This is a genomic window from Adhaeribacter arboris, from assembly GCF_003023845.1.
Classification (GTDB): domain Bacteria; phylum Bacteroidota; class Bacteroidia; order Cytophagales; family Hymenobacteraceae; genus Adhaeribacter; species Adhaeribacter arboris.
The window spans coordinates 3,082,398-3,095,056 of the sequence record NZ_PYFT01000001.1; the positions used below are offsets into that span (position 1 = coordinate 3,082,398).

Sequence of the window (12,659 nt, forward strand, 5' to 3'; positions counted from 1 at the left end):
TTTGTAATTAAAAATCAAGGTTAACGCCCAGCGAGAAGGTACGCGGCCGTGGATAATAGTTGTTATCAATACCACCGCCAATGTTGTTGTTATTAAATTGCGATTCCGGGTCTAAGCCAGAGTATTTCGTGATTAAAAACACATTTTGCCCGGTAGCCGATAACCGCAGATTCACCTTTTCGTTGATGATTTTGCCGAAGTTGTAGCCTATAGTAATATTATCCAGGCGCAGGAAGGAAGCATTCTCAATATAATAATCTGAGAAATACTGGTTGTTCGTAAAATTAGTGCTTAATACGTCCGAGGCCATGTTGGACAAATACGTACTATTGGAAATGCTCCGGTAAGTACCATTGTTCGACTGTACGTTGTTATACATGTAATTGCCCAGATTGGCCCGTAAAACAACACCGGCATTCCAGTTTTTATAAGTAATATTAGAATTAAAGCCTAAGAAAACTTTGGGCTGCGGCGACTTATAATGATATAAATCCTGTTCGTTAATAATACCATCTTTGTTTAAATCAACATAAGCGCCTTCTACGGGTTTACCGGCTTCGTCGTAAACTTGCTTGTAAGTGTAAAAAGTATACGGAGCGTACCCTACCGAGTGAATTTGCAGCATGTTACCGGTACCGCCGGAGATTGCCCCGCGGGCCAGACCCGGCGAAGACGGATTGCTTACATTGCTGAGCTTGGTAATTTTACTCTCGTTATAGGTTCCGTTCACCCCAAAAGACCAGGAGAAATTCTCGTTGGTGATAGGGTTAAAAGTTAGCGCCACTTCTACCCCTTCGTTTTCCAAATTACCCACGTTGGTAAAAATCTGATTCGTTAAATTAGTACCCGCGGCCGGGGAAATTTGAGAAATTAAGTCTTCGGTTTTCTTAAAATAATAATCGACGGTACCCGATACTTTCCCGTTGAATAATCCAAAATCTAAGCCGGCGTTGTAAGCTTTGGTTTCTTCCCATTTAATGTTTTCGTCGTACCCAGCTGGCCGTAAGGTTAAGTAATATTGGTCGCCGAAAGGATAGGTGGCGGTGCCTTCGCTGTAGCGGTAACGGGCTAAGTAAGGATAATTATCGTCTAACAATTCTTGTTGACCGGTAATACCGTAACCTAACCGCAGTTTTAAATCCGTTAAGGTGTTGTTGCCCCGTAAGAAAGGCTCTTCAATAAGGCGCCAGGCTAACGCTAGCGAAGGGAAAGTACCCCATTTATTATTCGGGCCGAAAGCCGAAGAAGCATCCCGACGCAGGTTGGCCGTTAATAAATACCGGTCTTTAAAAGAATAATTTATCCGGCCAAAGAAAGCCAACAGGGTTTTTTCGGTTTCGAAAGGAAAGGCGGCCGCGGGAGTTAAAGTATCTCCGGCCGCATTTAAGCCCGCATAGCTAGGTTCGTGGCGCAGGAAATTTTGGTACGAATAACCGCCCATTACTTCTACTCTACTCTTAATAGCGGTCAGTTCTTTCGAATAGTTCAGGTAAAAATCCAGCAGTTTGTTATCTTTTTCCTGCGAATACTGGGTGCGGTTACCGCCCTGGTTAAATACGCCGGCCAGAGTAATAGGCTCGGTGGTTGAACCTTCGCCCCGGACAATATCATACCCTAAGTTTAAGTTAGCCCGCAGCTCCGGTAAAAAATGAAAACGGTAATCCAACTGAATATTACCAATACTTCTTTTAACCTCGCCAATGTCGCGTCTTTGTTCCAAGGTACTCAAAGGGTTGCGAGGAGCTAAGGTATTCGGTCTGCCAGAGGCATCTAACCATTCAAAATAGCCGCCGTATTTGGTTTCGCTTACGTTTACGGGTTGGGTAGGGTCAAAGGCAACCGCCGAACCAATAACTCCTTCGCTGGCGAACCGGCTTTTCGATAAAGTACCTTTTACGTTTAAATTAACCGATAAATGTTCCTCCAGAAAGGTGGGATTCAAGCTTAAAGCCACCGAATTGCGCTCTAAATTAGAAGTTTTAATTATTCCATTCTGATCGAGGCGCCCTACCGATAACCGGTAAGGAACGGATTTATAAGAACCAGTAAAACTCAGGTTATTATCGGTACTAAAGGCTCTCCTAAAAATTTGGTCTTGCCAATTGGTGTTAGCGGCGCCTAATAAAGCTTGCTGCGCGGTTGTGCCTCTTTCGTTTACCACCGCCCGAAATTGGTCGGCCGATAATACATCGATGGTATTCGTAACCTGGGAAACAGATGCCAGCGAGCTGAAGCCTACCGTAAATTTATCGCCGGCTTTTCCTTTTTTAGTGGTTATTATAATTACGCCATTAGAAGCCCGGGAGCCGTAAATAGCCGTAGCAGAAGCATCTTTCAGGATATTAAAAGACTCAATATCGTTCGGGTTAACTAAACTTAAAGGGTTCGGCGAGCCGGATATTTTTTCGTTATCTACTGGTACGCCATCAATTACAATAAGGGGGTCGTTGTTGGCATTTAAGGAAGCCCCACCGCGAATCCGGATTTGGGAACCGGAACCGGGGGCGCCGCCATTAGTAGTAATTTGAACGCCCGGCACTTTACCCACAATTAATTGTTCGGGCGTATTTACGTTACCTTGGTTAAAGTCTTTGGCGGATACTGCCGCCACCGAACCAGTTAAATCGCTTTTCTTTTGGGTACCGTAACCTACCACCACTACTTCTTCTAAAGCCTTGGCATCGTCAGTTAAGGTAACATTGATGCTACCCGGACCCGTATACGCTTTTTCCTGGGTAGTAAAACCAATAAATGAAAAAACCAGCGAGCCCGCTGCTTCGGGTACACTAATAGAGTAAGAACCATCGATGCCGGTAGCAGTACCGTTAGAAGTGCCTTTTTGCAATACCGTTACTCCGGGAATAGCCTCGCCCGATGCTGTAACTACTTTTCCGGTAATGGTCCAGGCAATTGGTTGAACAATCGTTGTTTTTGTCTCGGACGGAGACATACTAAAACCAGTGCTGCTGGCGGCTAATGCGAATAGCAGCAAGCAGCTTTTACGCCGCCATAGGTGAGAAAAATTCTTCATACATGCTTTTTAATTTGGTAGTAAATAGTTATTATAATAAATAGATAAAGATTAAAACTGGTTCTTCCGTTAGTATCACAATCACTCAGAAAAATGAGAGTTCAAGAGTTTCTGCATAAAACTATTGCTGTGCCGCCCGAGAACAATAGCTGGCTGATACCGAAATCAGTTCCGTGAGAGATTCTTTGTAAATCGAAATAGCTTTTATTTCTAAAAGATTTACTTAAAAGTATAAATGAATTGGTCAACAATTTACGTAATATAATTTTTCCTTGATACCTCATTAAGCTGCTTAGGGCAGAACTGGCGTTCTTTCATCAATTTTGTAAAGCCATTTCACATTTCCAAATAAGGCTCTCACCGTTTTTTATCAAATAAGATATTTATTCTAATCTTTCAGGCCTTTTATAGCAAAATTTAAGTTTAAGAAATACACCCATAAGATTAAATTCATTGATTTTAAGGTAATTACATGAATTTAATACAGCATAATATTGTACAAAAAAATTTATTAAAAAATTTAAGAATTATTGGGAACGATGCCGGTAACGTTCCCTAATTCAACCTGTAGGTAGATAATACGCATTACCGGGAACGATGCCGGAAATTGGGTTAAAATAAGATTTTAAGGTTTAAAGGGCTATTTGTTAAAATTACAATAATTAGGATTTTTTGCAGAACGCTATGATTTCATTTTTTACAGCCGCAACCCCAAATAAATGTATTCTATTCAAGAAAGCAGCTTGCTTATTAAATAAATTGCATGATTTAGGGCAAATTACTGCTCCAATATTTCCGTTAATGGGTATTTAGCCAGAATTCTAAAAAGTGCTTCTTTTCTAAGTTACCTTGGCTTTATAAAAAATGATTCTAAGAATGGTTTCTAAAAGTAACTAGGCTAGTAGTTGAAAAGCTTATTTACCGTTAAATTTTGGTTAACCTAAGCTTGTACTCCTGGATTTTACCGCTGAAACAAGTTAATTACCGGTGATTCATTAGCCGTTGATTGACGTTTGATAAGCTTGGATTTTAATATAATATGCTCGGTTGGTCCTTCCATCGAACCAGTTTCTATGCTTCTGAATAACAAGGCGGCGGCTTGGGCGCCCATTTCATAAGCGGGCTGGGTAATAGTAGATAAAGAAGGATTAAGCAAGGGCGCAATCTCTAAACTGGAAAAACTAATAATTTTTAAATCCTGAGGAATCGAAATACCTAAATCGTGGCAAACGTAGTAACTGGCAATAGCCAAACGCTCCACCGCGGCTAAAGCTCCATCTGGTCGCAACGTTTTAAAAGCCTGACTTAATATCTTATAATTTTCTTCCAGGTTATTACTGCAATCAATTACGAGCTCATCCTGGTAAGGCAAATGGTGTTTTAATAAAGCATCCTGGTAACCTTGCATGCGCATTTTACCAATAGATAAACTTTTGTGAATCACCAGAAAGGCAATGCGCTCACAGCCGCTTTCAATTAAGTGCTCCGTGGCGGCAAAACTGCTTTCGTAATCGTTGCTGGTAACCCGGGGTGCATCTATATCTTCGTAAATCCGGTCGAAGAAAACCAGCGGAATGTTTTTATTTTTGAGCCGGTGTAAATAACTGTGCTCCTTCGCCGATTCGCCCGAAACCGACATGATAATACCGTCGGCGCGGCCGTTGTGCAAATCGTTGATAAAAGCTATTTCTTTTTCGTATTTATCATAGGTCAGGTAAATCAGGATGTGGTAGCCTTTTTCGCTGGCTACCCGTTCGAGGCCATTTATAGCCTGCAAAAAAAAGTTATTCGCTAACTCCGGCACAATTACCGCAATGGTATGGCTTTTCTTTTCGCGCAGATTACTGGCGTAATGGTTGGGCTGGTAGTTCAGTTCCCGGGCCTTGGTCAGAATACGTTCTTTCGTTTCCTTGTTGATATCGCTGTTGTTCCGGAAGGCCCGCGAAACGGTAGAAGTAGATAGATTAAGTGCTTTCGCTAATTGTTTAATGTTAATAGCATCCATGAGTATTTTGCCGTTACCTTTTAAGATACCGGAAGATAGATTCTTTGCAAATTAAATCAGTAACAGCAACTTTAGAGTAAATACTATGCATTAGTCTATAAGATTTTATCATTCTGGTTTTACGCGCCAACATTACTTTTTCACTTTAATATACTGCTCTATATTTTCCCGGTTAATTGCGGTTCCTTCCACCTTTTCCGTTCCCCGTTGCGTAAGGGTATCGCCTTTTATATCTATCGTAAATTTAAAATTATTTCCTTCCCAATCGCGGGCGCTGCAATATTCTAAATGCTCGGTGTATATATTATTGTGGAGCGAATAAGTACCTCCTCCCGCCACGAAAACGGCCGAATCTTTTCCTTTATTTAAGTCATGCTGTAGAAAGGCAAAATGCGATTCGTTAATAACCTTAATGAACGAAGTATTTTTGGTGTAATCTGTAACCGTAGTATCGCCTTTTTCAATTAAAGTCCCTCTAATTAACTGCCAGGTTCCTATTATAGGCTTAGGATTTAGTTGTGCTTCCTGGTTCATTTTTTCGGCTCCGCAAGCCATTAAAAAGGCACTTAATACTACAAAAGGGATTTTCGTTCGCATGTTTAGAGTTGTTAGTAATAGTTTAGGTTTTCTTTTTAATTAAATGTCGCTGCTACGCAAGTTTTTTATTTATTAGTTATGATTTTTCTTCAACCTTAAATCGGCCTATACAAATTTTTTAGTTGCAGGTAATGATATTAGCGGAGATTAATCCTGCTTCTTCTTTTTTAGTAGATAATGATAAACACTTTGCTCGTCTTCTATAGAGGTATACGCTTGAACAAACTCAAAGCCATTTCTTACCATGAAGTTTAAGGCCTCTATCATGTAGTTAAATTCCAAAACGTTTCCTTCCGCATCTTTAATCTTGGTATTTTTATAGGGGTACAGTAAGGATGTCTTCTCTTGTCCGTACTCTATTCCAATGAACTGTTTTGGTGATAATGATTTTGCTTTCCCAACAATCTCCAGGTATTCTAAATCTTTAAAGGCGATACCATCAATCGTTTGAGCGTAACTTTTTGTACAACCCAACCAGAATAGTATCAACAAAAATAGGGTTACTCTCATTTTTTATCGGCTTATAAATTTTGTTTCTAATTCAATGTTCATTCGTATTTTTAAAATTAATAAAAATTGCAATTGAATATCTCTAATACAAATACACCTTTTTAATTAGTTATCTACAACTTTCTAAAATAGCAGATAATATATTTTTAATTAAAAAACTCTAAAGTTCTAATGCGTAACGGGTACGAAAACTACTTTCTTGGTTTCGAAAAATTCTTCGGTAAAGTAATCTTTTAAATGGAATATTTTTACTACTAAGCCCGACTCGGCAATTTCTTCGGTAAGGTCGCCACCTTTCAGGTAGTACAAACCATTACTAGTTGAAGTTGGTTTTTTGTAACTATTCCGAATCCAGGGATGAAATTCGGCCAGGCGCGTAACGGCGCGGCTCACCACAAAATCAAACTTTTCCGGCATCTGTTCGGCGCGGGTGTGCGAGGCTTTCACGTTGGTAAGGTGCAAGGCTTCGGCAATGCTTTGCACCACATGAATTTTTTTACCGATAGAATCTACCAAATAGAATTTTACTTCCGGAAACATAATAGCCAGCGGTAAACCGGGTAAACCGCCCCCCGTACCAACATCGAGCACAGAACTACCCGCCGGAAACTGCACTACTTTGGCAATACCCAAGGAATGTAAAATGTGATGCAAAGCAATGGCATCGGTATCCTTCCGGGAGATAACATTAATTTTTGCGTTCCACTCCCGCAGCAAAGGCTCCAGCTGCACCAATTTTGAAAGTTGGCTGTCGGTTATATCCGGAAAATAATGCTTGATAATATCCACTTCAGACAATTAAAAATTAGAAATTCAAAATTAGAAATTAAGTTAAGGGATTCACCTTTAATAATCAATCATCCACTACCCTTCACCTATTAAACGAAAAAACCCTGACCAAAGCCAGGGTTCTATATACTATACAAAATCAAAAATTTCTAATTCATAATTTCTAATTTAATATCAAATAAGGTGCTTTTTGTTTTTAATCATGTCGTAGAGTAACTCGCGGGCGCGGTGCAACTGGGCTTTTACCGTTCCCAGGGGAGCATTTAATTCAGTAGCAATTTCCTCGTACGACAATTCATCGAAATACCGCAGTGTAACTAAACGCTGGTATTTATCGGGCAGTTTAGCAACTACAAACTGCATAATTTCAATTTTCTGGTTTTTAATCGCGTTTTCCTGCGGCGTTAAGTTAGTATCTTTAAAATCAATATTAATTTCATCGCCATTATCAATTTTTATAGCGGAGTCAATACTCATGGTTTTGATTTTATTTTTCCGAATAAAATCAATGCAATTATTAGTAGCTATCCGGAACAACCAAGTACTAAACGCATATTCCGGGTTAAATTTATGCAGGTTCCGGAAAGCTTTGGCAAATGCTTCAATGGTTAAATCTTCGGCATCGTCGGGATTCCGTACCATTTTTAACACCACGTGGTATACCGGTTTTTTATAAATGCTCATCAGTTCGGCGTAGGCTTTTTCGTCACCGTCCTCTACTGCCGATTGAATTAATTTAAAATCGTGTTTTGCTTTCGCAGAAAATTGCTTATTTACTTCCATCTTACTTTTTTAAACATTAAAACAGATACGCCCAGAAAAAGGTAGTGCAAAAAATAAGCCGCATCCAGGGCTAGCATCTTTATAACCGACTGCTCTTCATTAAGTTTCCGGGCAATACGAGCGTACCCTACCCATAGAACGATTCCCCGTACCAGAAACAATATGCATAGCAGCCATAAATATTGCTGCAATAACAGCATAAGTAACCAGATTAAATAAAAAAAAATGTTCGATAACATAAAAGTTCCTATCCGCAGCCGGTCGGACAGTTTATACTGCAAGCCCACCCGCAGGTGGCGTCGTTTTTGGGTAATCCATTCGGAATAGGTTTGTTTGGGTTTACTTATGGTTTGCGCATCTTTACTTATTTCAATAACTATGGTGCTCCGGACTACGGCATCTTGCACAAATAAATCATCATCGCCTCCTAATATTCTTATATGAGAAGCAAAGCCTTTGTTCTGATAAAAACATTTTTTGGTGTACGCTACATTCCGGCCAACAGCCATGTAGGCGTTATTTTTTAAAGAAAATGATAAGTACTGAATTGCCGTCAGCAAAGTTTCATACCGGATTAAATAGTTCAACCATCCGGGTTGCTTCAGGTAAGGCGAATACCCGATTATAATATCTGCTCCCCGGTTAAACCCCTGCTGCATGCTATTTATCCAGTTAGTACTAAATGGTTTACAGTCAGCGTCGGTGAGCAAAACATATTCGTAACGGGCCACCCGGATGCCTAACGTTAAGGCATATTTTTTTGGGTTAAACCCAGCGGGTGTCTCGTTAATATTTACTGACCGGATTTGATAATATTCCCTCTGCCATTGCCGGATAAGATGGGCCGTTTCGTCGGTGGACCGGTCATTGATTACGATTACTTCGAATACAGCATACTCTTGGGCTAAAACGGCGGGTAAAAGCTGTTGCAAGTTCTCGTACTCGTTGTGCGCGCAAATTATTACGGATACCGGAACCTGCGTGGCCTCCATTCTGGGAGCTGTATAATTAGCTAAAGGATAAAAGTAATAAAAAGCATAAGCAGCCTGCACCAACACACACACCAACAATACCAATAGCAAAGTTACCGGGAGCAAGAATTAAGAACTTAAATTAATTTGCGCATAAAGGTAATACGAAGTAAGATAATCCGGAAAAGTATCTATTCTTTTTACTTCCATAATTTTTGCCTGAATTTTTAATTACCTGTATAACCTTGTATGCCAGACAAGTTGTGTTCAAATCACGAAAGCAAGAGTTACCTAAGATTCAACCAATCCGATAGTAGCTTTAAAAATCTAATTATATTACTTTCTTTTGTTTGTCTACTCCTTTCTGGCGCACTTCCTGGCAATAATTGCAGAGAGCACACAAAGGACATTCCTGGCATTTAGGGCCTTTCCAGGTGCAAATGCGCTGGCCGTGCCAATACAAATGCTTATGAAAATTAAACAATACGGGAGCCTCTTTGGGCAACATATCCAGCAAAATGGTATGGGCTTTTTCGGCGGTAACCTTGGCGCCAATTAAACCCACCCGCTGGCTCACCCGAAATACGTGCGTATCGACGGGTAACACCGGTTTATGAAAATTAAACAACAATAGCAACGTGGCCGTTTTTAAACCTACGCCCGGTAAAGCCATGAGCCAATCCATGGCTTCCTCCACGGACATTTCTTCCAGAAAATGCAGCGAAAAATCAGGGGCTTTTTCTTGAATCAAACGCAAGGCTTTCTGGATGTTTATGGCTTTGGGACCTGGATATTGGGCGGTTTCGAGTACTTTGGTGAGTTCATCAACAGGAGCAGTCATCACCTCGGGCCAGGTGGGATATAGTTCGCGCATGCGGTAATAAGCCGTTTCTTCGTTGGCATGGGTAGTGCGGTGCGAAAGCATCGTGGAAATAAGTTCGTGAATGGGTTCGCGCCTGGGTTTGCGCAAGTCCAGCACCCCGTACAGTTGGTTCAGAGCTTCGTGGGTTTGCCAGGTTTTCTCGGCCGGGCTTAACTGCTCATTCTGTGGAATCATTTTTTAATCAATTGGTTTCCAGAAAACAAACGTATCCTTAGCCGGAAAGTTAAGGTAGCAGCATCCCGGACTTAGAGCTTTACGTTACCTAACACAAACCCAAGCTAAATTCTATTATGAAAATTAAATTTCTGGGCACCGGCGGTGCTTTTGAACCTACCTTCGGCAACTCCGCCGCTATTTTAGAAATTAACCGAAAAAATATCTTAATAGATGCCGGCTTTACCGTTTATCCTAAGTTAAGCCAACTGGGCTTGTGGCAGCAATTAGATTATATAGTACTTACTCATTTGCACAACGACCATTGCGGCAGCCTGGCCAATATTTTACTGCACACTGTTTTTTACGGCAATGGCCGCAAACCCATAATTTTGTATCAGACAGAAGATTTTAGAAATCAAATCATTCAGTTTCTAAATATTCAATTAAAAGATGCGGAAAAATACGCTGAGTTTAAATTAATAACCGAAATACCCGGTTTATCTTACCTGGATACCTATAACCGCCATTCCGAAAATTTTCAGACGTACAGTTTCGTTTTTGAAGAATCCGGGGAGCGCTTGGTGTATTCCGGCGATTTAGGTGATTGTCATTTTTTGTTTGATTTCTTAGGTACTCTCCCTGCGCTGCCTACCCAAGTTTACCACGATATTTCTTTTGATCACGAAAACAAAGGCCACGCCTATTATACTGATTTAAAGGCTTACCAAGCCCAATACTTTATTTTAGGTTATCATTGCGATGCTACTCAAAAGCCATTTGATAACACCATTCCTTTGGTTTACGACCAAGCTGGTTTATGCTATTAGCCAACTACTATTTTACTTATTATTAGTGATTTAGCCAATTTCTGTTTTAGTTAAGTATTGGTGGGGGAGCCTTAAAATAAACTTTGACTAGTTACATCTTCAAGAGCAATTACACGTAGAAGTACTTTTATTTACTATGAAACTTCTGCCAGACCTGTATATTTGAAGTATATTGTACCAAGCCGCTCCCACGGTTCCGCTACCCGACTATGATATTAAATATTCTGCTCACGATTTTACTCGTATTACTTAATGGTTTTTTTGTTGCTGCCGAGTTTGCCATTGTAAAAGTACGCGCCTCCCAAATTGAGCTACGGGCCCAAGCCGGTAATAGCCTGGCCAAAGTAGCTCTTTCTATGATCAATAATCTCGATGCTTATTTATCGGCCACTCAGTTGGGTATTACCTTGGCTAGTTTAGGTTTGGGCTGGATTGGCGAAAAAGTGGTAGCCAGTATTATTATCAATATCATGGTTTGGGCAGGTTTTCAGGGCAACGAAGCCCTAGCGCACAGCATTGCTTTACCCATTGCGTTTGCCGTAATTACTATCCTGCATATTGTATTCGGGGAGTTAGCCCCTAAGTCGCTCGCCATTCAGCGATCGGAGGCAACCAGTTTAGCTGTTTCTATACCGTTGCGGGTGTTTTATCTTGTTTCCTGGCCAGCTATCTGGTTTTTAAATGGCTTCTCTAATCTAATACTGCGAGCTTTCGGTATTACACCCATGCACGGTTCCGAAGTGCATTCATCCGAAGAGCTACGTTTACTATTTGAGCAAAGCAAGGAAAGCGGTGCCATTCAGGATTCGCAGCACGAACTAATGGAGAACGTGTTTCAGTTTAACGACCGAATGGTAAAACAAATTATGGTACCGCGCACCAAACTGGCTGCCTTAGATGTAGATTCTTCGGAAGATAAAATTCTAGACATGGTATTCCACGAGGGTTACTCGCGCATACCAGTATATAAAGAGACTATCGATAATATTGTGGGCGTGTTGTATGTAAAAGATTTGTTGATCGTTATCCGGCGCAACGAGCCCATTGACCTGAAACAATTAATGCGACCCGCTTACTTTGTGCCGGAAACTAAAAAAATTCATCGCTTGCTGCAGCATTTTCAGCGCAGCCACATGCACATGGCTATTGTTTCCGATGAATTTGGCGGGGTTTCCGGGCTAGTAACCATCGAGGATATTATGGAAGAACTGGTAGGCGAAATTCAGGATGAGTACGATGAAGAAATTCCGGTAGTAGAAAAAATTAACGATTACGAATACCGGGTAAGCACTGCGGCCTCCATTCTGGACGCGAACGATTTTCTGCCCTATTCTTTGCCCGAAGGCGAAGATTACGAAACCGTTGGCGGACTGATTAATGTTATTTACGGCGCCATCCCCGAAATAGGCGATACGGCTATCTTTAATGAATACGAGTTTAAAGTGCTCGAAAAATCCCAGCGTAACATTGAAATGGTGTTGCTGAAAGTAACCGAAGATAAAAGAGACGATATCTTATAAATAAATCGGGTAACCCATCATTTACTTCATCGCGCTAAAGAATTATTGCCAACATTTTCCCTGCTTCTTTGGTCTTTAAAACTTGATTTCTGCTAATAATTTTTTTAGTAATTTTATACTTTTTAAGTGTAGCATTACCTAAATTTAATGCTTTAAAATCAAGTGTATTATAAAAATATAAATGTATATAACGGCAAAATAGCTAATTAAGCAAATTAAACCAGAAATATTTATATAACATTTTACAATAAATTTCAGTATAAAAATAGTAAAATTGAAAGATTTGGGTAAGCTTCGGCTTTTGGTTGGATATGAAACGTTGGAACAACTTGAAACTGGAATTATATAGTTTAACTTCTAAAGCTCGTAAAATATTTAGCAGGGCTTACGAGGATATAACTCTATGTATTTTTTACGACGTGCGCGAAAGGTTTAAATTGTTAATGGTCGATAAGGAGGAAAATATTATCTATGAGCGCGAAATTACCCGGGCCGAAGCCTTCCGGATTATTAATACCCGTCCTTGATTCCAGTAGTTCACATTCCGGCATAACTGTGTTTCACGCGTAATTCAGTCTTCTTTTTTA

The 12,659-nt window shown here is 40.4% G+C and carries 11 protein-coding genes; 3 read left to right on the forward strand and 8 right to left on the reverse strand.

The genetic code is table 11. The annotated features are described in order from the left end of the window. Window positions 1-7 precede the first annotated feature (7 nt). From AHMF7605_RS12775 to AHMF7605_RS12810, 8 genes are all read right to left on the reverse strand, one after another. Window positions 8-3,031, reverse strand: coding sequence for a SusC/RagA family TonB-linked outer membrane protein (locus AHMF7605_RS12775; RefSeq protein WP_106929897.1), 3,024 nt, complete (start codon window positions 3,029-3,031; stop codon window positions 8-10). 961 nt (window positions 3,032-3,992) lie between these two features. Continuing rightward, window positions 3,993-5,036 carry a LacI family DNA-binding transcriptional regulator gene (locus AHMF7605_RS12780; protein WP_106929899.1) on the reverse strand — a complete coding sequence of 348 codons (1,044 nt, stop codon included), beginning with the start codon at window positions 5,034-5,036 and terminating at the stop codon, window positions 3,993-3,995. 132 nt (window positions 5,037-5,168) lie between these two features. After that, entirely contained in the window at window positions 5,169-5,633 is a 465-nt protein-coding gene (locus tag AHMF7605_RS12785) for a lipocalin-like domain-containing protein (RefSeq protein ID WP_106929901.1), read from the reverse strand. Window positions 5,634-5,780: 147 nt separating this feature from the next. Next, window positions 5,781-6,143 (reverse strand): hypothetical protein, encoded by a 363-nt coding sequence (locus tag AHMF7605_RS12790; protein WP_106929903.1) that lies wholly within the window; start codon window positions 6,141-6,143, stop codon window positions 5,781-5,783. A 168-nt stretch (window positions 6,144-6,311) separates the two neighbouring features. After that, the gene (gene rsmG, locus AHMF7605_RS12795; RefSeq protein WP_199200232.1) at window positions 6,312-6,932 is read right to left on the reverse strand and encodes a 16S rRNA (guanine(527)-N(7))-methyltransferase RsmG; all 621 of its coding nucleotides are present in this window, start codon (window positions 6,930-6,932) and stop codon (window positions 6,312-6,314) included. Window positions 6,933-7,106: 174 nt separating this feature from the next. Then, window positions 7,107-7,715, reverse strand: a complete 609-nt coding sequence (locus tag AHMF7605_RS12800; RefSeq protein ID WP_106929905.1) for an RNA polymerase sigma factor — start codon at window positions 7,713-7,715, stop codon at window positions 7,107-7,109. Beyond that, the gene (locus AHMF7605_RS12805; RefSeq protein ID WP_106929907.1) at window positions 7,706-8,812 is read right to left on the reverse strand and encodes a glycosyltransferase; all 1,107 of its coding nucleotides are present in this window, start codon (window positions 8,810-8,812) and stop codon (window positions 7,706-7,708) included. The genes AHMF7605_RS12800 and AHMF7605_RS12805 overlap by 10 nt, the downstream gene beginning before the upstream one ends. A gap of 205 nt (window positions 8,813-9,017) precedes the next feature. Further along, window positions 9,018-9,743 (reverse strand): endonuclease III domain-containing protein, encoded by a 726-nt coding sequence (locus tag AHMF7605_RS12810; RefSeq protein ID WP_106929909.1) that lies wholly within the window; start codon window positions 9,741-9,743, stop codon window positions 9,018-9,020. 116 nt (window positions 9,744-9,859) lie between these two features. Here AHMF7605_RS12810 and AHMF7605_RS12815 point away from each other — a divergent pair, with 116 nt between their 5' ends. From AHMF7605_RS12815 to AHMF7605_RS12825, 3 genes are all read left to right on the forward strand, one after another. Beyond that, on the forward strand, window positions 9,860-10,552 hold the full coding sequence (locus AHMF7605_RS12815) for an MBL fold metallo-hydrolase (protein ID WP_106929911.1): 693 nt from the start codon (window positions 9,860-9,862) through the stop codon (window positions 10,550-10,552). A gap of 209 nt (window positions 10,553-10,761) precedes the next feature. Further along, a complete protein-coding gene (locus AHMF7605_RS12820; RefSeq protein ID WP_106929913.1) occupies window positions 10,762-12,072 on the forward strand; it encodes a hemolysin family protein in 1,311 nt (436 codons plus the stop codon). 311 nt (window positions 12,073-12,383) lie between these two features. Continuing rightward, window positions 12,384-12,599, forward strand: a complete 216-nt coding sequence (locus AHMF7605_RS12825) for a hypothetical protein (RefSeq protein WP_146153580.1) — start codon at window positions 12,384-12,386, stop codon at window positions 12,597-12,599. Window positions 12,600-12,659 lie beyond the last annotated feature (60 nt).